Origin of the sequence: Micromonospora sp. NPDC007220, assembly GCF_040634035.1 — a bacterium.
Classification (GTDB): Bacteria; Actinomycetota; Actinomycetes; order Mycobacteriales; family Micromonosporaceae; genus Micromonospora; species Micromonospora reichwaldensis.
Genome location: NZ_JBEYEU010000002.1, coordinates 139101 through 157634, shown reverse-complemented (window position 1 = coordinate 157634; position 18534 = coordinate 139101). Strand labels below are relative to the sequence as shown.

17 protein-coding genes, 1 tRNA gene and 2 pseudogenes are annotated in these 18534 nt (G+C 73.0%); 7 read left to right on the top strand and 13 right to left on the bottom strand.

The annotated features are described in order from the left end of the window. Nucleotides 1-35: 35 nt before the first annotated feature. Together ABZ573_RS06845 and ABZ573_RS06840 are read left to right on the top strand one after the other, a co-directional pair. On the top strand, nucleotides 36-908 hold the full coding sequence (locus tag ABZ573_RS06845) for a hypothetical protein (protein ID WP_327029229.1): 873 nt from the start codon (nucleotides 36-38) through the stop codon (nucleotides 906-908). A 173-nt stretch (nucleotides 909-1081) separates the two neighbouring features. Continuing rightward, nucleotides 1082-1393, top strand: a complete 312-nt coding sequence (locus ABZ573_RS06840; protein ID WP_151455190.1) for a hypothetical protein — start codon at nucleotides 1082-1084, stop codon at nucleotides 1391-1393. A 21-nt stretch (nucleotides 1394-1414) separates the two neighbouring features. On the opposite strand, the gene ABZ573_RS06835 is transcribed toward ABZ573_RS06840, so the two are convergent. The 9 genes and pseudogenes from ABZ573_RS06835 to ABZ573_RS06795 form a co-directional block, all read right to left on the bottom strand. Next, complete coding sequence (locus ABZ573_RS06835) at nucleotides 1415-1972, bottom strand: hypothetical protein (RefSeq protein ID WP_327029230.1); 558 nt, start codon at nucleotides 1970-1972, stop codon at nucleotides 1415-1417. 204 nt (nucleotides 1973-2176) lie between these two features. Continuing rightward, nucleotides 2177-2248 (bottom strand) — tRNA-Val (locus ABZ573_RS06830). A 79-nt stretch (nucleotides 2249-2327) separates the two neighbouring features. Then, complete coding sequence (locus ABZ573_RS06825) at nucleotides 2328-2795, bottom strand: peroxiredoxin (protein WP_121400357.1); 468 nt, start codon at nucleotides 2793-2795, stop codon at nucleotides 2328-2330. A gap of 83 nt (nucleotides 2796-2878) precedes the next feature. Then, nucleotides 2879-3316 (bottom strand): DUF3052 domain-containing protein, encoded by a 438-nt coding sequence (locus tag ABZ573_RS06820; RefSeq protein ID WP_151457486.1) that lies wholly within the window; start codon nucleotides 3314-3316, stop codon nucleotides 2879-2881. Nucleotides 3317-3428: 112 nt separating this feature from the next. Further along, nucleotides 3429-5396: pseudogene (locus ABZ573_RS06815) on the bottom strand (transketolase C-terminal domain-containing protein); the annotation flags it as partial. 294 nt (nucleotides 5397-5690) lie between these two features. Then, nucleotides 5691-6035, bottom strand: a pseudogene (locus tag ABZ573_RS06810) (transketolase); the annotation flags it as partial. 51 nt (nucleotides 6036-6086) lie between these two features. Further along, on the bottom strand, nucleotides 6087-6569 hold the full coding sequence (locus ABZ573_RS06805; RefSeq protein WP_327029231.1) for a MarR family winged helix-turn-helix transcriptional regulator: 483 nt from the start codon (nucleotides 6567-6569) through the stop codon (nucleotides 6087-6089). Between the two features lie 68 nt (nucleotides 6570-6637). Next, a complete protein-coding gene (locus tag ABZ573_RS06800; protein ID WP_132237228.1) occupies nucleotides 6638-7042 on the bottom strand; it encodes a YjbQ family protein in 405 nt (134 codons plus the stop codon). Between the two features lie 23 nt (nucleotides 7043-7065). Then, nucleotides 7066-7449, bottom strand: coding sequence for a hypothetical protein (locus tag ABZ573_RS06795; RefSeq protein WP_327029233.1), 384 nt, complete (start codon nucleotides 7447-7449; stop codon nucleotides 7066-7068). 196 nt (nucleotides 7450-7645) lie between these two features. Here ABZ573_RS06795 and aceE point away from each other — a divergent pair, with 196 nt between their 5' ends. Continuing rightward, nucleotides 7646-10390: a pyruvate dehydrogenase (acetyl-transferring), homodimeric type gene (aceE, locus tag ABZ573_RS06790; protein ID WP_151456530.1), complete on the top strand. Its 2745-nt coding sequence runs from the start codon at nucleotides 7646-7648 to the stop codon at nucleotides 10388-10390. Nucleotides 10391-10528: 138 nt separating this feature from the next. On the opposite strand, the gene ABZ573_RS06785 is transcribed toward aceE, so the two are convergent. Further along, on the bottom strand, nucleotides 10529-10975 hold the full coding sequence (locus tag ABZ573_RS06785) for an SRPBCC family protein (protein ID WP_151456531.1): 447 nt from the start codon (nucleotides 10973-10975) through the stop codon (nucleotides 10529-10531). 186 nt (nucleotides 10976-11161) lie between these two features. On the opposite strand from ABZ573_RS06785, the gene ABZ573_RS06780 reads away from it, so the two are divergent. From ABZ573_RS06780 to gltX, 3 genes are read left to right on the top strand one after another with little or no spacing between them, the layout of a single operon-like run. Further along, a complete protein-coding gene (locus tag ABZ573_RS06780) occupies nucleotides 11162-12493 on the top strand; it encodes a GH1 family beta-glucosidase (protein ID WP_358116358.1) in 1332 nt (443 codons plus the stop codon). Further along, a complete protein-coding gene (locus tag ABZ573_RS06775) occupies nucleotides 12490-13767 on the top strand; it encodes an MFS transporter (protein WP_327029235.1) in 1278 nt (425 codons plus the stop codon). Before ABZ573_RS06780 ends, ABZ573_RS06775 begins: the two co-directional genes overlap by 4 nt. A 48-nt stretch (nucleotides 13768-13815) precedes the next feature. Further along, nucleotides 13816-15225, top strand: a complete 1410-nt coding sequence (gene gltX, locus ABZ573_RS06770) for a glutamate--tRNA ligase (RefSeq protein ID WP_151456533.1) — start codon at nucleotides 13816-13818, stop codon at nucleotides 15223-15225. 208 nt (nucleotides 15226-15433) lie between these two features. On the opposite strand, the gene ABZ573_RS06765 is transcribed toward gltX, so the two are convergent. Beyond that, nucleotides 15434-16081, bottom strand: a complete 648-nt coding sequence (locus ABZ573_RS06765; protein WP_358116354.1) for a copper resistance protein CopC — start codon at nucleotides 16079-16081, stop codon at nucleotides 15434-15436. A 222-nt stretch (nucleotides 16082-16303) separates the two neighbouring features. On the opposite strand from ABZ573_RS06765, the gene ABZ573_RS06760 reads away from it, so the two are divergent. Continuing rightward, the gene (locus ABZ573_RS06760) at nucleotides 16304-16954 is read left to right on the top strand and encodes a hypothetical protein (protein ID WP_151456535.1); all 651 of its coding nucleotides are present in this window, start codon (nucleotides 16304-16306) and stop codon (nucleotides 16952-16954) included. Nucleotides 16955-17033: 79 nt separating this feature from the next. Here the strand turns inward: ABZ573_RS06760 and ABZ573_RS06755 are convergent, their stop codons facing one another. Both ABZ573_RS06755 and ABZ573_RS06750 read right to left on the bottom strand, forming a co-directional pair. After that, a complete protein-coding gene (locus ABZ573_RS06755) occupies nucleotides 17034-17960 on the bottom strand; it encodes an NADP-dependent oxidoreductase (protein WP_327029236.1) in 927 nt (308 codons plus the stop codon). Nucleotides 17961-17996: 36 nt separating this feature from the next. Beyond that, a complete protein-coding gene (locus ABZ573_RS06750) occupies nucleotides 17997-18335 on the bottom strand; it encodes a hypothetical protein (protein WP_151456536.1) in 339 nt (112 codons plus the stop codon). Nucleotides 18336-18534 lie beyond the last annotated feature (199 nt).

Here is an 18534-nt window from a genome sequence, read left to right as displayed (position 1 = left end):
TGTCATCGCGACGAAGAACCCGAAGGGAAGACACCATGCGAGAAGGATCGAAGCACATCCGGTGGGCGCGACGGACGGCCACCGTGGGCGGGGCCGCGCTGAGCGCGCTCGTCCTCGGCCAGCTGGCCCTCGCCGGGCCGGTGGCGGCGGTGCCCGGCCTGAGCGTCAAGACGACGACCGGCCCCAGCAACAGCAGCGCGAAGACGCAGAACGCGACCTGCCCGACCGGCACCAAGGTCATCGGCGGCGGCGGCGCGATCACCGGTTCCGGCCTCGGGCAGGTCGGCATGGACATCATGCGTCCGCTGATCGGCGGGGACGCGTACTCGGTCACCGGCCGCGAGGACGAGAACGGCGTCGGCGGCAACTGGGCGGTCACGGCGAACGCGATCTGCGCCACGCCGCCGGCCGGCCTGGTGATGGTGTCCGGCAGCTCGGCGCCCAGCTTCGGCACGTCGAACTGGTTCGAGAAGTCCTGCCCGGCCGGCAAGCACGCCATCGGGGTCGGTGGCGCGGTCGTCGGGGCGGCGAACAGCGAGGTCGTCCTGGAGGACCTGCGCATCCACCAGAACAGCGTCGTGGTGGCCGGCGCCGAGGACGGCACCGGCTTCGCCGACAGCTGGTGGCTGGACGCGGTCGCGATCTGCGCCGACCCGCTGCCCGGCGAGCAGCGCGTGATCGACGACAGCGTCTACAGCTCCGCCGCCACCCAGTCGGTCACCGCAACCTGCCCGCCCGGGACGCGGGTGCACGGGGTGGGCGGCGAGATCCTCGGCGGCGACGGGCAGGTGCGCCTGACCCAGATGCGGGCCACCACCTCGACCGTCGTCACCGTCTCCGCCGCCGAGGACGAGAACGGTTTCAGCAGCAACTGGAAGGTGCGCGCGTACGCCGTCTGCGCGAGCTGATCGCCCACGACAGCGGGCCGCCGGACCAGCCGGCGGCCCGCTTCGCGTACGGGTTCCGCGCGTTGCCGTCAGGCACCGACAATCGTCACGGGGGCCCGGTGAACAGCTCTAGAATGGGGCGACGGCCAACCGCCCCGACCTGCGAACAGTCCGCACGGCAAGGATGGGTGCTCATGGACTCGGATTCAGATGACGTGACCCTCAGCCCCGCGGAACAGGAAGTACAGAACAAGCTTCTGCGGGCTCTCGAAAAGGTGCAGACGATCTCGATGGCGCTCAACCATGTCGAGCATCTCCTGAATCCCGCCAACCCGTACACGCCAGCCATGAACACACCGCCGGTGAAGGCACTGTTGGCCGAGGTCGGCCCGGGCAGCACCGCCGATTCGCGGCGGGACGCCATGCTCAGCCTTCAGGAGAAACTCACCCTGGCCAGGAACGAGTACCAGAAGGTGATGCAGGAGGCGGCGAAGTTCTCGTCATGACCGGCGCGAGCCGACGGCGGTTCAGCACCGCACCACGTAGCTGGAGCTGTAGTTCCAGGTCAGGGTGGCGTAGGAGAACCACTCCCGGTGCCAGTACCGGATCGTGGCGGTCGGGGTGGTTCCCTGGGTGGGGACCCAGCGTTGCCCGACGTACCGCTCGGTGACCGACGAGGCCGGTGGCGTCATGTCGGCGCTACTGGTGCAGTGGGCGGTGCCGGAGGCACCGGTCGTCGCGAGCGTCGTGCTCAGGACCAGGGCGATGCCGTTGCACTTGGCCACCAGGCTGTTCCGGTAGTACAGGATGGACGACCCGCTCGGCTGCTGCGCCATCCAGTACCGGTAGGTGAAGCTTCCGTTGCTCCGGCTCCCGATGAACGTCCAGGTCGTACCGATCGACGGGTTGGCGGGGTTCGGCTCGAAGAAGCCGTTGGTGGAGCAGAACGCGTCGCCAGGCCCGGCGGAGGCGGGGGCCGCTACCACCGTGGGGGCGGCCAGGCCCAGGAGCAGCCCGAGGATCAGGAGCAGGGCCGGTGGACGACGGCGGGGGCGGGAAGCGAGCGGGACCTGGCGGGGGGACATGGGACCACCTCCAAGACGGGGTCGCCGGCTCGGCTTCGGCGGTGAGGTCGCCGGCTTCGCTTCGGCGCCGGGATCGCTCCCACGAGCGTAGGACTTTCGTGTCCTGGCGGGGCCCACTGACGGTGATCCGACAGCCGGCCGGACACCGTGAAACGAAGCGGGCCGCCGGTCATCCGGCGGCCCGTTCCCGTGCTGGTCAGAGTGTGGGCGCGGCAGGTTTCGAACCTGCGACCCCTCGCTTGTAAGGCGAGTGCTCTCCCACTGAGCTACGCGCCCGGAACGCCCGTACGGCGGGCCGGAGGGTGGCAAGCTTACCCTGCCCCCACCGGCCCGGTCGTGCGGCGTGCCCGGTCGGTCAGGCTGCGACGGCCTCGGCGAGGGCCTTGCGCCAGCCCTGCTGGTCGCGCGCCTCACCCGGCATGTTCATCTCGGCGAAGCGGACCACGCCCGCCTTGTCGATCACGAAGGTGCCCCGGTTGGCGATGCCGGCGACGTCGTTGAAGACGCCGTACGACTGGGCGACCGCGCCGTGCGGCCAGAAGTCGGCCAGCAGCGGGAACTGGTAGCCCTCCTTGTCGGCCCAGATCTTGTGGGCGTAGACCGAGTCGACGCTGACGGTCAGCACCTGGACGTCGTCGTTGACGTAGTCGTTGAGGTTGTCCCGCACCTCGCACAGCTCACCCTGGCAGATCCCGGTGAAGGCGAGCGGGTAGAAGACCAGCAGCACGGTGCGCTTGCCACGGAAGTCCGAGAGCCGGACCTCCTGGTTGTTCTGGTCCTTGAGCACGAAGTCCGGCGCCTCGGCGCCAACCTCGATCGGCATGCGAGCTCCTCAGGATGGGGTCGGATGGGCAACAGCCTGCCACACCCGGCAGCGGGCGCCGCCGGGTGATCGCCGACGTCGGCCTACTTCTTGCCCTTGGCCCCGCGGCGCAGGACGAGGCGGGCGCCGCTCCAGTCCCGGCCGGCGTTGACGGTGGAGGTCTGCTGGAGGCCGGCGGTGGGCGCGGACTCGGCGACCTCGCTCGGCTCGACGTGCCCCTCGCGCCCCGCCTTGGGCGTGAGCAGCCACACGACACCGTTGTCGGCCAGCGGGCCGAGGGCGTCGACGAGAAGCTCGAAGAGATCACCGTCGCCGTCGCGGTACCAGACCAGCACCGCGTCGACCACCTCGTCGGTGTCCTCGTCGACCAGATCTCCACAGCGGTCGGTCAGGGCGTCACGGAGATCCTGGTCGACGTCTTCGTCGTACCCCATCTCCATGACGACCATCCCCGGTTCGATCCCGAACCGGTCCGCCAGGCTGCGTACCCCGTCGGCGGCCTGACCAGCGGTCGCGCTCACTGTCGCGTGCCTCCTCATCTCATCCCTGCCCGCGGCGTCGCGTCGACGCCGTCAGGCAAAGTCCACACAGTTGTGGCTCCCCGCGCAAGTGGCGCACCGGGTGGAACGGAATTTACCGTGCCAGAAGCGTGCGGGCACCCTGGGTAATTGCTTCCTCGGAGACCAGAACCTGACGGGCCGCCGGACCTAATGGTACAAAAGAGTCAACTCCGGCCACCCGCCGCGCCGCTCCGACATAGCCGGCATCCACCAGGGCCGCGATGACCCCCTCGCCGACCCCGCCGGAACGCCGGGTCTCGTCCACGACCAGCACCCGGCCGGTCGCCGCCGCCTCCCGGATGACGTCGGCCACCGGCAGCGGGGAGAGCCAGCGCAGGTCCACCACCCGGGTGCCGACCCCCTCGTCGGCGAGTGTCGCCGCCGCGCGCAACGACATCGGCACCCCGTTACCGAACGTGATGATCGTGACATCCTCGGCGGAGCCGACGCCGTAGACGCGGGCCCGCCCGATCGGCACATGACCGCCGGTCCACGCGCCGGGCTCGGCGTAGTGGGACAGCCACTCACCGTCACCGTCGGCGTACAGGTCGCGGGTGTGGTAAAGCGCGATCGGCTCCAGGAAGACGCAGACGCTGCCGTCCACCGCCGCGCTGGCCAGGCAGGTGCGCAGCATGGGCGCGGCGTCGTCCGGCCGCGCCGGCACCGCGATCACCAGGCCCGGCACGTCCCGGAGTACGGCCACCGAGTTGTCGTTGTGGAAGTGCCCGCCGAAGCCCTCCTGGTACGCCAGCCCGGCCACCCGCACCACCATCGGGTTGCGGAACGCACCCTGCGAGAAGAACTGCATCGTGGCGGCCTCGCCACGCAGCTGGTCCTCGGCGTTGTGCAGGTACGCCAGGTACTGGATCTCGGGCACGGGCAGCATCCCGGCCAGCCCGGCGCCGAGCCCCAGCCCGAGGACCGAGGTCTCGTCGAGCAGCGTGTCGAAGACCCGGGCCACGCCGAAGCGGTCCCGCAGCCCCTTGGTCACCCCGTACACGCCGCCCTTGGCGCCGACGTCCTCGCCGAACACCGCCATCTGCGGATGGTCGAGCATCCCGTCGGCGAGCGCGGCGTTGATGCTCTGCGCCAGCGTCAGCGGGCCGGTCAGCTCCGGCGGCCTTCCGCCGAACGCCTCCGCCCGGGCACCGGCGCCGGGGCCGCCGGCACGCGCCGCCGCGTCCGCCACCGCCCGGGAGACCCGTGCCGGCCGGCGCGGGGCCAGCGGGGCGACCACGTCGGCCGGTGCGGTCAGCTTCGGCTCGTCCAGCACCTCCTCGGCGATCCGCCGCACCTGCCAGCCGATCTCGTCGTACCGGGCCAGCAGCTCCTCGCCGGTGGCGAGGCCCGCCCCCACCAGCAGCCGTGCCGTGGCGGTCAGCGGGTCCCGGGCGAGGTCGGCCGCGATCTCTCCGGGGCTCCGGTACGCGGTCTCGGCATCCGCGCCGGCGTGTCCCATCAGCCGTACGGTCGACAGGTGGAGCACGGCGGGGCGTCGGTGCCGGCGTACCCAGGCCGCCGCCGCGGCGGCCGCCTCGTACGCCCGCGGCAGGTCGCCGCCGTCGGCGGAGAAGTAACGGACCCCCGGCTTCGACCGCAGGGTGGTCTCCACCCAACCCTTCGGGGAGCGGACGCTGATGCCGAGGCCGTTGTCCTCGCAGACGAAGAGCACCGGGATGCGCAGGCCCGTGTGGTCGTACCAGCCGGCGGTGTTGAACGCGGCCGTGGCACTGGCGTGGTTGACCGACGCGTCGCCGAACGAGCAGACCACGATGGCGTCCGGCGGCCAGGAGGTGTGCGTGGCGCCCCCACCGCCGCTGGTCGGCACCCCGTCCCGCCGACCGGAGGTCTCCAGCCGGCGCAGCCGTTCCACGGCCAGCCCCATCCCGACGGCGCGGGGCAGGTGCGAGGCGATCGTGGAGGTGGTCGGGACGACGGCCAGGTCGGCCCGGCCGAAGACCTTGTGCCGGCCGCCGGCGAGCGGCTCGCTGCTGGAGGCGACCATGCCCCGCAGCACGTCGCGGGCCGCCTCGGCGTACCCCGGGTGGAGCGGCCGGTCCACGGCGGACCCGGCGCCGCCGGTCGGCTCCCCCGGGTCGGCGGCGTCCGGCGCGGAACCGTCGCCGGGGCCGTCCGCGTCGGCCGGCGCGGCCTCGACGGGCCCGTCGGCCGCCGCCGGCAAGTCGGTGCCGCCCCGCTCGGCGTCGAACCGCTGGGCGTCGAACCGCTCGGCATCGAACCGCCCGGCGTCGGACCGCTCGCCCGAGGGCTGGTCGGCCTCGTCCCGCTCGGCCTCGGGGCGGGCGGCCTCGGGGCGCTCGGTCGGCGTCCACCCGGCGGCCTGGGCGGCGCGGACGCAGTAGAAGGCGCCCGAGCGGTAGTGCAGTAGCGCCGGGTCGGTGGCGCGCAGCGCGGCGGCGACCGCGGCGTTGCCCTCGTGGCCGGCGGAGCCGATCGTGTAGTAGCCCTCGCCGAAGCTGCGCAGCCACCGGCCGGCCAGGTCGAGCTGGCGGCTGGTGGCCTGCGCGTCGAAGAGGTCCAGCGCCCGCGCGCCGGTCAGCGTCGTGTCGTCGGTGACCGGCCGTGCGGGGTCGCGCCGCTGCGACGGGGTGGCCAGCGCGGCCAGCGTCTCCCGGAACCGGTCGTCGAGATCTTGCGGGGTGGTCACGTCGGACAGCATTACCGACGAGCGGCCTGTGCGCCCACTCGGACACGAACGACGCGGTGTGGGTCAGTCGTCGTCGCACCGCTCGGGGCAGCCGCCGTCGGAGACCTTCCAGACCAGCTCGCGCAGGGTCGCCAGCTCCTCGACAGTGAGCCCGGCGAGCAGTCGGGAGTCCGACATGACCTGGTGCACGCGGGCCCGCACCCGCCGCCCGGGCCCGGTCACCACCAGCGTCTTCTGCCGCCGGTCGGCGGGGTCGGCATGCCGCTCGACCAGCCCGGCCCGCTCGAGCTTGTCGACCAGGGCGGTGACGTTGGAGCGGTCGCAGCCCAGCCCTTCGGCGAGGTCGCGGGCCGGCAGCGGCAGGTCGGGGTCCAGCTCGTGCAGCGCCCGCGCGGTCGCCGGGGTCAGCCCCAGCTCGGCGATCTCCCGGTCCTGGTGGTGGCGTAGCGCGGCGGCCACGTGCGTGATGCGGCGCACGACGTCGCCGGCCAGCGCCGCGCGGTCGGCGGGATCCGGCGGGACGGAGGGGACGGGCTGCGGCGCCATGCCTCATATCCTACGCGCGTCAAAAGTTGAGCAGCTCCACCATCGGCGGTTCGCGCGGAGCCCCGCCGTCAGCCGGGGAGGAACGAGAAGCGGACGGTCCGGGTGGGGTTGTCGCCGTTGGGGTCGACCAGGCAGACCGACTGCCAGGTGCCCAACGCCAGCCGGCCGTCGACGACCGGCAGCGTCGCGTACGGGGGGACGAACGCCGGCAGGACGTGGTCGCGCCCGTGGCCGGGCGAGCCGTGCCGGTGCCGCCACCGGTCGTCGGTGGGCAGCAGGTCGTCGAGCGCGGCGAGCAGGTCGTCGTCGGACCCCGAGCCGGTCTCGATGATCGCCAGCCCGGCGGTGGCGTGCGGCACGAAGACGTGCAGCAGGCCGTCGCCCTGCCCGGCGACGAACCGCTCGGCCTCCGCCGTGATGTCCCGGACGGTCGGCCGGGCCCCGGTCTGGACGGTGATGACCTCACTGCGCATACGACGCATTCTGCCCGAGGGGGTCAGCAACCACCGCCGGAGTCCCCGCCGCCGCCGGAATCCCCGCCGCTGGACCAGCCGCCGCCGGAATCCCCGCCACCCCACCAGCCGGAGCCCGAAGCGGCGTCGGAGCCGCAGTCGCGGTTGTCGTAGCTGGCCCCGATGTCCCCGGCGGGCCCGACCGGCGTGAAACCGACCCCCGCGTGCCGGCCGCCCGCTCCGCCGCGACGCCGGCCACGCCGGGCGCCGCGCAGCACCGCCACGCCGAACACCGCCAGCAGGCCCCCGCTCAGGACGATCGCCAGGAGGGCGGCGCGTCCCTCGCGCATCCCGATCCCGCCGGCGACCACCCCGGCCGTTCCGGCCGCCACCATGACCGCGCCGACGCGTGCCTTCCGCCTGTCCATGCCCGGCACCGTAGAGAGGCCGGGCAAGGGCCGCTCGTCCGCCGGTAACGGATGGGACGCGTTGCCGGTTGCGCAAAGTTACCGGCGGGTACCTGTGTCGCGCGTCGCGTCTCCGGGCGGTGGGCGTGACGACAGGTGCCACCAGGGGGCAGGATGGCGCTAGAGACCTATCCCACACAGAACCGAGGGAACGCCTGTGGCTACGGAACGCAAGCGCCCGGTGATCACCGCTGGTCTGCCGAGCCAGCTTCCGGACATCGACCCTGAAGAGACCAGCGAATGGGTCGAGTCGCTCGACGGTGTCATCGACGAGCGCGGGACAAAGCGCGCCCGCTACGTCATGCTGCGCCTGCTGGAGCGGGCCCGCGAGCGCCAGGTCGGGGTGCCGTCGCTGACCACCACCGACTACATCAACACCATCCCGCCGGAGCACGAGCCGTGGTTCCCGGGTGACGAGCACGTGGAACGGCGGATCCGGGCGTACGTCCGGTGGAACGCGGCCATGCTGGTGCACCGGGCGCAGCGCCCCGAGATCGGCGTCGGTGGGCACATCTCCACCTTCGCCAGCTCGGCCTCGCTCTACGAGGTGGGCTTCAACCACTTCTTCCGGGGCAAGAACCACCCGGGCGGCGGCGACCACATCTTCTACCAGGGCCACGCCTCGCCCGGCATGTACGCGCGGGCGTTCCTGGAGGGGCGGCTGACCGAGCACCAGCTCGACGGGTTCCGCCAGGAGCTGTCGCACCCGGGCGGCGGCCTGCCGTCGTACCCGCACCCGCGGCTCATGCCGGACTTCTGGGAGTTCCCCACGGTCTCGATGGGCCTGGGCGGGCTGAACGCGATCTACCAGGCGCGGTTCAACCGCTACCTGCACCACCGGGGCATCAAGGACACCTCGGACCAGCACGTGTGGGCCTACCTGGGCGACGGCGAGATGGACGAGCCGGAGACGCTCGGCGCGATCGGCGTGGCCGCCCGCGAGGAGCTGGACAACCTCACCTTCGTGATCAACTGCAACCTCCAGCGGCTCGACGGGCCGGTGCGCGGCAACGGCAAGGTCATGCAGGAGCTGGAGGCGTTCTTCCGGGGCGCCGGCTGGAACGTCATCAAGGTGGTCTGGGGCCGGGAGTGGGACCCGCTGCTCGCCGCGGACACCGACGGCGCGCTGGTCAACCTGATGAACACCACGCCCGACGGTGACTACCAGACCTACAAGGCGGAGTCCGGGGCGTACGTCCGGGAGCACTTCTTCGGCCGCGACCAGCGGACCCGCAAGATGGTCGAGGACCTCAGCGACGACGAGATCTGGAACCTCAAGCGGGGCGGGCACGACTACCGCAAGCTCTACGCGGCCTACAAGGCGGCGATGGAGCACACCGGTCAGCCGACCGTCATCCTGGCCAAGACGATCAAGGGCTGGACGCTGGGCTCGCACTTCGAGGGCCGCAACGCCACCCACCAGATGAAGAAGCTGACGCTGGAGGACCTCAAGACCTTCCGCGACCGGCTCTACCTGGACATCCCGGACAAGGCGCTGGAGGACAACCCCTACCTGCCGCCGTACTACACGCCGGGCGAGAAGTCCGACGAGATCGCGTACCTCAAGGAGCGGCGCCAGCAGCTCGGCGGCTACCTGCCGTCGCGGCGCTCGGGCCAGAAGCGGCTGGCCATCCCCGGCCCGGAGCGCTTCGCCGACGTCAAGCGCGGCTCGGGCAAGCAGAAGGTGGCCACCACGATGGCCTTCGTCCGCCTGCTCAAGGACGTGATGAAGGACAAGGAGTTCGGCAAGCGCTGGGTGCCGATCATCCCGGACGAGGCCCGCACCTTCGGCATGGACTCGCTCTTCCCCACGCAGAAGATCTACTCGCCGCACGGCCAGCGCTACACCTCGGTCGACCGGGAGCTGTTCCTGTCGTACAAGGAGTCCACCGGCGGGCAGATCCTGCACGAGGGGATCAACGAGGCCGGCTCGGTCGCCTCGTTCACGGCGGCGGGCTCGGCGTACGCCACGCACGACGAGCCGATGATCCCGATGTACATCTTCTACTCGATGTTCGGGTTCCAGCGCACCGCCGACGGGCTGTGGGCCGCCGCGGACCAGATGGCCCGGGGCTTCCTGCTCGGCGCCACCGCCGGCCGGACCACGCTCAACGGTGAGGGGCTCCAGCACGAGGACGGCCACTCGCTGTTGATCGCCGCCACCAACCCGGCGGTGGTCGCGTACGACCCGGCGTTCGCGTTCGAGATCGCGCACATCGTGGAGAACGGCCTGCACCGGATGTACGGCGAGGCGCAGGAGAACGTCTTCTACTACCTGACGATCTACAACGAGCCGATCCTCCAGCCTGCGGAGCCGGAGGGCGTGGACGTGGAGGGGCTGCTCAAGGGCATCTACCGCTACTCCCCCGCCCCGTCGGTGGGCGACGACGCGCCGAAGGCCAACGTGCTCGCCTCGGGCACGGGCATGCAGTGGGCGATCAAGGCGCAGCAGCTGCTGGCCCAGGACTGGGGCGTGGCCGCCGACGTCTGGTCGGTGACCTCCTGGACGGAGCTGCGCCGCGACGCGGTGCAGTGCGAGGAGCACAACCTGCTCAACCCGGGCGCGGAGCAGCGGGTGCCGTACATCCAGCAGAAGCTGGCCGACGCCGAGGGCCCGAAGGTCGCGGTCAGCGACTGGATGCGCGCGGTGCCGGACCTGATCGCCCGCTGGGTGCCCGGCGACTACACCTCGCTCGGCACGGACGGGTTCGGCATGTCCGACACCCGGCACGCCCTGCGCCGGCACTTCCACGTCGACGCCGAGTCGGTGGTGGTCGCGACGCTGCGGCAGCTCGCCCTGCGCGGCGCGGTACCGGCCAGCGTGCCGGCCGAGGCGGCCAAGAAGTACGCCATCGAGGACGTGAACGCGGCCCCGGTCGGCGAGACCGGCGGCGACAGCTAGGACGTACGAGACGAGGGCCCGGCGCTTCCCGCGCCGGGCCCTTCGTCGTCCGCCGACGAGCGAACCGGCGGTGGTCCGGAGTCCCTGGCGGGGACACCGGGCCACCGCCGTCGCGGGTGGCGCCAGGACGTGCCCGGCTCAGCCGACGGCGGCCAGATCGGTCAGCCGGGCGAGCGAGTCCTCCAGGTCGGCGCCGACCCTGCGCAGGCCGAGGCGGAGCAGGGCGGCCTTGACCGGACCGGCCGGCCAGCGTACGACGATGAGCCGCACGATCGTCCCGCCCTCCTCCTCGTCCACGGTGAGCTGGACGTAGATCTCGGTGCGCGCCTCCGCCCGGGCACCGGCGCCCTTGGCGCGTTCGCGCCAGCCGATCAGGGTCGGCGCCTGATAGGCGATCACCTCGGCCTCATGCGCGGCGCCACGTCCGGCCTGGACGAGTTGTCGGCGCCCGAAGCCCTCTCCCGAGAGCACCTCGGCCGCACGGACCCCCGCCAGCCAGGCCGGCAACTGCTCGGCCCGCTGCACGACGTCCCAGACCGCTTCCACTGGCGCCATCACGTGCGCACTGCGTTCCACGAGGATCATTTCCGTCTTTCCTCCAGTGAGGACATCCCACGATATCGGCACTCTATGCGCAAATTCGGACGTATACGGACGGGTTCGGAAAAGACGCGCCGAAAACTCTTGCGCTGCGGCGACGTACGACCTATGGCGCAACGGCCGGCCGCCCCCTAGAGTCCCGAACACGATTCACGTACGACGGGAGGGCGCATGTCGACCGCAGCGATGCCCGAGTTCCCCGCCGGATTCCGCTGGGGAGTGTCCACCTCCGCCTACCAGATCGAGGGCGGCGTCGACGAGAACGGGCGGGGAGCGTCCATCTGGGACACCTTCGCCCACACCCCCGGCCGGGTCGCCGACGGCAGCAGCGGCGACGTGGCCTGCGACCACTACCACCGGCACGCCGAGGACGTCGCGCTGCTCGCCGGGCTGGGCGTCTCCGCGTACCGCTTCTCGATCGCCTGGCCCCGGGTGCGGCCCACCGGCGACGGCCCGGTCGACGCGCGCGGGCTGGACTTCTACGACCGGCTCGTCGACGACCTGCTCGCCCACGGCGTCGACCCGGTCGCCACGCTCTTCCACTGGGACCTGCCGCAGGCCCTCGAGGACGCGGGCGGCTGGCTGAACCGGGACACCGCCCACCGCTTCGCCGAGTACGCCGATGCGACCGCCGCCCGCCTCGGCGACCGGGTGAAGCTCTGGATCACCCTCAACGAGCCCTTCATCCACATGAGCCTCGGCCACGGCACGGGCGAGCACGCCCCCGGCCGGACGCTGCTCTTCGACGCCTTCCCGGTGGCCCACCACCAGCTGCTCGCCCACGGCCTCGCCGTCGCCGCGCTGCGGGCGCGCACCGCGAGCCCGGTCGCCATCGCGAACAACTACTCGCCCGTGCGGCCGGCCGGGGACACCGACGCCGACCGGGCGGCCGTCGCGGCGTACGAGGCGCTGCACAACCGCCTCTTCACGGACCCGCTGTTCGGCCGGGGCTACCCCGCCGAGCTGGGCTTCGACACCGCCGTGGTGCGCGCCGGCGATCTCGACGTGATCGCCGCGCCGATCGACGTGCTGGGCGTCAACTACTACAACCCGACCGGCGTACGCGCCCCGCAGGAGGACTCGCCGCTGCCGTTCGAGTTCGTGCCGCTGGACGGATACCCGCGTACCGCCTTCGACTGGCCGGTCGCCCCCGACGGGCTGCGCGAGCTGCTCGGCTGGCTGCACCGCACGTACGCCGACGACCTGCCCCCGATCCAGGTCACCGAGAGCGGCTGCGCGTACGACGACACGCCCGACGCCGACGGCCGGGTGCACGACCCGGAGCGCATCGCCTACCTCGACGGGCACCTGCGCGCGGTACGCGCCGCGATGGCCGAGGGCGTCGACGTGACCGGCTACTTCGTCTGGTCGCTGCTGGACAACTGGGAGTGGGCGGAGGGCTTCACCAAGCGCTTCGGCCTCGTGCACGTCGACTTCGACACCCAGCTCCGTACGCCCAAGTCCTCGTACGCCTGGTTCCGTGACCTGATCGCCCGGCCGTGACCACCGTCGACCCGACGCCCGCGTCGCTGCCGGCGGCGCTCGCCGAGCCGACCGCGCCGGTGCGGCGGGGCTGGATCGCGCTGATCTTCGCGGCCAACCTCGGGGTCTGGATGGCGTTCTTCACGCCGATCCAGGTGCTGCTGCCGCAGCAGCTGGAACAGATCGCCCCGGCCGACAAGGAGACGGCGCTGGCCGTGGTCACCGGCCTCGGCGCGCTCGCCGCCGTGCTCGCCAACCCCCTCGCCGGGGCGCTGTCGGACCGCACCTGCCTGCGGCTGGCCGGGCGGGAGTTCGGCCGGCGGCACGTCTGGACCGCCGGCGGCGCGCTGCTCGGCGCGGCGGCCCTGGTGCTGCTGGCGCAGCAGCGCACCGTCGCCGGGGTCGCGCTCGGCTGGGTGGCCGCCCAGGTCTGCTTCAACGCGATGCTGGCCAGCCTGACCGCCGCCGTGCCGGACCGGGTGCCGGTCGCCCAGCGGGGCGGCGTCTCCGGCTGGGTCGGCATCCCCCAGGCGCTGGGGTTGGTGCTCGGGGTGGTGCTGGTCACCGCCGTGGTGAGCGGCACCGCCGCCGGCTACCTGGCGATGGCCGCGGCGGTGCTGCTGCTGGCCCTGCCGTTCGCGCTGCTCACCGCCGACGACCCGCTGCCCCGGGCGCACCGGCCGGCGCTGCGGTGGCGCGCCCTGCTCGCGTCGATGTGGATCTCGCCGCGCCGCCACCCCGACTTCGGCTGGGCCTGGATCACCCGTTTCCTGGTGCAGCTCGGCAACGCGCTCGGCACGCTCTACCTGCTCTACTTCCTCACCGACGAGGTACGCCACCCCGACCCCGAGGGCGGCCTGCTGGTGCTGATCCTGCTCTACACGGCCGGCCTGGCGGCCACCGCCGTGGTGGCCGGGCGGCTGTCGGACCGCTCCGGCAAGCGGAAGGTCTTCGTCATCACCGCCGGCGGGATCATCGCGGTCGCCGCGCTGCTGCTGGCCGTCGCGCCGGTCTGGCCGGTGGCCGTGGCCGCCGCGCTGCTGCTCGGCGCCGGCTACGGCGTCTACCTGTCGGTGGACGCCGCGCTCATCACCCAGGTGCTGCCCGCCGCGACCGACCGGGCCAAGGACCTGGGCGTCATCAACATCGCGAACTCCGCCCCGCAGGTGCTCGGCCCGGCGCTCTCCGCCCCGCTCGTGGTGCACCTCGGCGGCTACCCGGTGCTCTACGCGGTCACCGCGGCGGTCACCGTGCTGGGCAGCGTCCTGGTGCTGAAGATCCGCTCGGTGCCCTGAGCCGCACCCCTGGCGGAACCCGGTCGCGCGCCGCCGTAGGCTGGAGACGTGACGGTACGTGTGCGCTTCGCCCCCTCCCCGACCGGTATGTTCCACGTCGGCGGTGCCCGCTCGGCGCTGCAGAACTGGATCTACGCCAAGCAGCAGGGCGGGGTGTTCGTGCTCCGCATCGAGGACACCGACGCGGCCCGCAACAAGCCGGAGTGGACCGAGGGCATCCTCTCCGCGCTGGACTGGATCGGCATCGAGCGCGGCGGCTACGAGGGCCCGTACTTCCAGTCGGAGTACGCCGGCGAGCACCGGGCCGCCGCCGCGCGGCTGCACGCGTCCGGCCGCGCCTACCACTGCGACTGCACCCGCGAGGCCGTGCAGGCCCGCACCGGCTCGCAGTACCAGGGCTACGACGGCTTCTGCCGGGACCGGGGCCTGCCGGCCGGCGAGGGGCGCGCCCTGCGCTTCCGTACGCCCGACGAGGGCGAGACCGTGGTGGTCGACCTGATCCGTGGCGAGCCGACCTTCGAGAACAAGCTGATCGAGGACTTCGTCATCGCCCGGGGCGACGGCTCGCCGGTCTTCCTGCTCGCCAACGTGGTCGACGACATGACCATGGGCATCACCCACGTGATCCGGGCCGAGGAGCACCTGCCCAACACCCCGAAGCAGCAGCTGCTCTGGGAGGCGCTCGGGGTCAAGCCGCCGATCTGGGCGCACGTGCCGGTGGTGGTCAACGAGAAGCGGCAGAAGCTCTCCAAGCGCCGCGACAAGGTGGCCCTGGAGGCGTTCCGGGACGAGGGTTACCTGGCCGCCGCGATGCGCAACTACCTGATGCTGCTCGGCTGGGCGCCGTCGGGCGACCGGGAGATCGTCGAGTGGTCGGTGATCGAGCAGGAGTACCGGCTGGAGGAGGTCAACCCCTCCCCGGCGTTCTTCGACGAGAAGAAGCTCCGCGCGTTCAACGGCGAGTACATCCGGGCGCTGCCCGTCGAGGAGTTCGTCGAGGCCTGCCGGCCGTGGCTGACGGGCACCGGCACCATCGCCCCGCCGCCGTGGCAGCCGGAGGAGTTCGACGCGGACGCCTTCGCGGCCGTGGCCCCGCTGGCGCAGACCCGGATCGCGCTGCTCAGCGAGATCGTGCCGAACGTCGACTTCCTCTTCCTCGCCGCGCCCCTGATCGACGAGGCCGCCTGGGCCAAGGCGATGAAGGAGGGCTCGGCGGAGCTGCTGGACGCCGCCACGGCGGCGTTCGAGGCGCTGGAGTCGTGGGACGCCGAGACGCTGAAGTCGACGTTGGAGGCGGTCGGCGCCGAGCGCGGGCTCAAGCTCGGCAAGGCCCAGGCGCCGGTCCGCGTCGCGGTCACCGGCCGTACCGTCGGACTGCCGCTGTTCGAGTCGCTGGAGGTGCTCGGCCGCGAGCGCACCCTGAGCCGGCTGCGCGCCGCCCGGGTCCGCCTGTTCTGAGCCGGGCCTGTTCCGACGGCCACGACCGCCCTGCCGGGACGGCCCACCCGCGCCGGAAGGCGGCCTGCGACACCACCGCCACGTCGATCCGTCGCCACGTCGGTCCGCGACCGCCGGCTCCGGCTCGGGGTGGTACCTGACGGCGGCGTACCCGCTCAGCGCCCGGACCCGTGGGTCCGGGCGCTGAGGCGTCCCGGGCTCGTGCCGGTCAGCGGCGGGCGGAGCGGCGACGCAGCAGCAGGCCGGCGGCGAGGGCGGCGAGGAGAAGCACGCCGCCGAGCGCCCACAGCCAGCCGCGCCCGGCCGCGTCGTCGCTCTCCTTCGCCGCGGGCACCGCGGACCCCGGCGTGCCCGCGCCCGTCGGACCGGGCGCGGCCGAGGTCGGCGCGGCGCCGGACGGAGGCGGTACGGCCGACGCCGGGGCGCTCGGGCCGGCGGTGCCCGCGCCGGTCGGCGACTCGGCGGGGGTGCCGGTGGTCAGGGTGAACCGCACCTCGCCGGAGACCGGGTGCCCGTCGCTGGACGCCAACTGATAGCCGACGATGTAGAGCCCCGCCCGGCCGGGCTTGAACGGGACGCTCACCCGCGAGCCGGAGAAGGCCGGCGCGCCGCCGAGCGCGACCACGTTGTCCGGACCGGTCACTGTGATCTTCGTCGTATTCGGGTCCGCCTTCGCCAGGAAACGCAGCTCGATCCGGGACGGCGCCTCGGCCACCCGCGCGCCGTTGCGCGGATCGCTGCCGGTCAGCGAGTTGTGGGCGGCCGCCGGCGCGGCCGGCAACACCAACGACACACCGATCGCCACGCCGACCACCACTGGCCAGGTGAGCGCCACACGTGGGAACCTGCCCCCCATGAACCCCTCCGTAAAGGTACGATCCGCCCGCTGATCCACGGCTACCGTTCATTGGTCGGGCCGGGATCACAGATAGTTCCAATTACTGTTCCACGAGCTGCAACCGATCGACGTTCTGCGCAGTCTTGAGGGTGGCACCCTGCACGGGTTCGGTCACCCCCGTCAGCCAACCAACGCGTGACCTGCAGCAAGCCATCCATCGAACGGGGCGAGGAGGCGGCGATGGTCCGAACGATGCGGCGGCTGGTCGCGGTGTTGGCAGGCGGGCTCGCGGCGGCGGTCCTGTCGCTCGGTTTCGCCGGGACGGCGACGGCGGCGCCGAAGACCCCACCGGCCGGAGTGGAGATCACCGGGCATGGGCTGGCGGAACCGCTGCGGCTGCGCGCGGAGGCCCAGCCCGCGCACGTGGTGGCGGTCATCGACCAGGTCAACTTCCTCGGCCGTACGGGGCAGCCCAAGGGCCCGAAGGCGGCCGATCTCGGTCCGAAGTACACCGTCGTGGTGTTCGCCGGTGACGTGCCGAAGCAGACGTACGACCTCTACCCGAAGGCGGTCGGCGGGCCGCGCGTCTTCCGTCCGGCCAAGCAGCCGGACGCCCGCAAGACCGCCGCAGGCTGGTTCCTCGGCCGGCTCAGCATGTCGGAGACCCTCCGCACGGCGGGCGTGCCGCTGGAGCGGCAGTTCGACACCGTCAGCGGGGGCGTCGGCGGCGGCGAGCGGGTCATCCCGGAGGACGCCCTCAACCCGGCGAAGGACATCGACGAGGCGCTCGGCGAGTTGCAGCGGCTGCTGCTGCTCAACGTCGCGGTGGTGCTGGTCATCACGTCGGGGCTCGCCGGGATCGCGCTGCTGGTCCGCCGCCGCACCCGCTGAGCCCATACCCGCCGAGCCCGCGCCCGCCGGTCCCACCGTCACCCGGCGCCCCGCCGCACGACCCCGCCCCGGGCGGGGGTCAGACCTCCAGGACCACCTTGCCGCGGACGTGCCCCGCCTCCACCAGGCGCTGCGCGTCCGCCGCCTGGGCCAGCGGGAACGTCCGTTCGACATGGACGGTCAACCGGCCGGCGTCCACCAGCCCGGCGAGCATGCCCAGGTCCACGGTCGACGGCTTGACGAACAGATAGCTGCCGCCCAGCCGGGTGACGTGCTCCGGGTCGGCCGTCGAGATCAGCCGCGCGGGACGGGTGATCAGCTCGGCCGACACGTCGAGCGCGTCGCCGCCGAACAGGTCGAGCACCACGTCCACCCCGTCGGGCGCGACCGCGCGGACCCGGTCGGCCAGCCCGTCGCCGTACGCGACCGGCTCGGCGCCCAGCGACCGGACGAAGTCGTGGTTGGCCGCGCCGGCCGTGCCGATCACGCGGTCGGCGCCGAACGCGCGGGCGATCTGCACCGCCAGGTGGCCCACCCCGCCGGACGCCCCGTGCACCAGCACCGTGTCGCCGGCGCCGGTGCGGGCCGACTGGAGCGCCTGGTACGCCGTGAGTCCCGCCAGGGGCAGGCCGCCCGCCTCGGCCCAGGACGCCCGCACCGGCTTGGCCGCCAGCGTCCGCTCGGGCGCCGGGACGAGTTCGGCGTACGTGCCGTACTGGACGTGGTCGCGTCGGACGTAGCCGACGACCTCGTCGCCGACGGCGAACCCGGTCACCGCCGGCCCGACCGCCTCGATCACCCCGGCCGCGTCCCAGCCGGGAACGAGCGGGAAGTGACCCGGGATCGCACCGGCCAGGTGCCCCTCGCGCACCTTCCAGTCGACCGGGTTCACCCCGGCCGCCCGCACCCGTACGAGCACCGTGTCCGGGCCGACCGGCGGGTCGGGCAGGTCCCGGACGGTCAGCAGGTCGGCCGGGCCGTACGTGTCGATCGCGATCGCCTTCACACCGGTCACGCTAGCCGCCGGGCGGCGCCGCCGTGGTCAGCACCAGCGGCGTGGCGGCCGCTCGCGGCGGGTGACGCGCTGCCGGGGGCGGACCGGGCCGTGCCGGTGCGCGCCGGCCCAGCCGGGCAGGTCGCTGCGGCAGCCCGGGAGCGCCGCCAACTCGGCCTCGCCGGCCGGAGCCGGTTCCGCGACGCGCTGCCGGGGCACCGTGACGTCGTCCTCGGGGCGCTCGGGCGCGCGGGTCGGGTGCTCCGGCGAGTGGGCCGGGAGCCCTCCGGGCAGCCGGCGGTGCTTTGCTGCCGCCTGCTGCTCGTGGTGGCCCGGCCGGCAGGGCTCGCCCTGGGCGCAGCCGTGCTCGGCCTCCCCGTGCGCCATCGGAGTCTCCTCACGCTCGCCCCGCCCGCCGGGGTCGCTCCGACGGGCCCTGTCACCGTACTGGCCGGCACCGACGCCCCACCCGACTCCCCCACCGCGCCCGCCTCCTCCCTCGCGATCATGCAGTCGTGGTGGGAATTTCGTACGCCGGTGCAGCTTTCGTCCCCCACCACGACTGCATGATCGGCGGAAACGGGCG

What these genes read in the sequence shown, in the direction of transcription:
- ABZ573_RS06845 (WP_327029229.1), top strand. Translation starts at nt 36, where the DNA reads ATGCGAGAAGGATCGAAGCACATCCGGTGGGCGCGACGGACGGCCACC.
- ABZ573_RS06840 (WP_151455190.1), top strand. Translation starts at nt 1,082, where the DNA reads ATGGACTCGGATTCAGATGACGTGACCCTCAGCCCCGCGGAACAGGAA.
- ABZ573_RS06835 (WP_327029230.1), bottom strand. Translation starts at nt 1,972, where the DNA reads ATGTCCCCCCGCCAGGTCCCGCTCGCTTCCCGCCCCCGCCGTCGTCCA.
- ABZ573_RS06825 (WP_121400357.1), bottom strand. Translation starts at nt 2,795, where the DNA reads ATGCCGATCGAGGTTGGCGCCGAGGCGCCGGACTTCGTGCTCAAGGAC.
- ABZ573_RS06805 (WP_327029231.1), bottom strand. Translation starts at nt 6,569, where the DNA reads ATGGCGCCGCAGCCCGTCCCCTCCGTCCCGCCGGATCCCGCCGACCGC.
- ABZ573_RS06800 (WP_132237228.1), bottom strand. Translation starts at nt 7,042, where the DNA reads ATGCGCAGTGAGGTCATCACCGTCCAGACCGGGGCCCGGCCGACCGTC.
- ABZ573_RS06795 (WP_327029233.1), bottom strand. Translation starts at nt 7,449, where the DNA reads ATGGACAGGCGGAAGGCACGCGTCGGCGCGGTCATGGTGGCGGCCGGA.
- ABZ573_RS06785 (WP_151456531.1), bottom strand. Translation starts at nt 10,975, where the DNA reads ATGATCCTCGTGGAACGCAGTGCGCACGTGATGGCGCCAGTGGAAGCG.
- ABZ573_RS06780 (WP_358116358.1), top strand. Translation starts at nt 11,162, where the DNA reads ATGTCGACCGCAGCGATGCCCGAGTTCCCCGCCGGATTCCGCTGGGGA.
- ABZ573_RS06765 (WP_358116354.1), bottom strand. Translation starts at nt 16,081, where the DNA reads ATGGGGGGCAGGTTCCCACGTGTGGCGCTCACCTGGCCAGTGGTGGTC.
- ABZ573_RS06760 (WP_151456535.1), top strand. Translation starts at nt 16,304, where the DNA reads ATGGTCCGAACGATGCGGCGGCTGGTCGCGGTGTTGGCAGGCGGGCTC.
- ABZ573_RS06750 (WP_151456536.1), bottom strand. Translation starts at nt 18,335, where the DNA reads ATGGCGCACGGGGAGGCCGAGCACGGCTGCGCCCAGGGCGAGCCCTGC.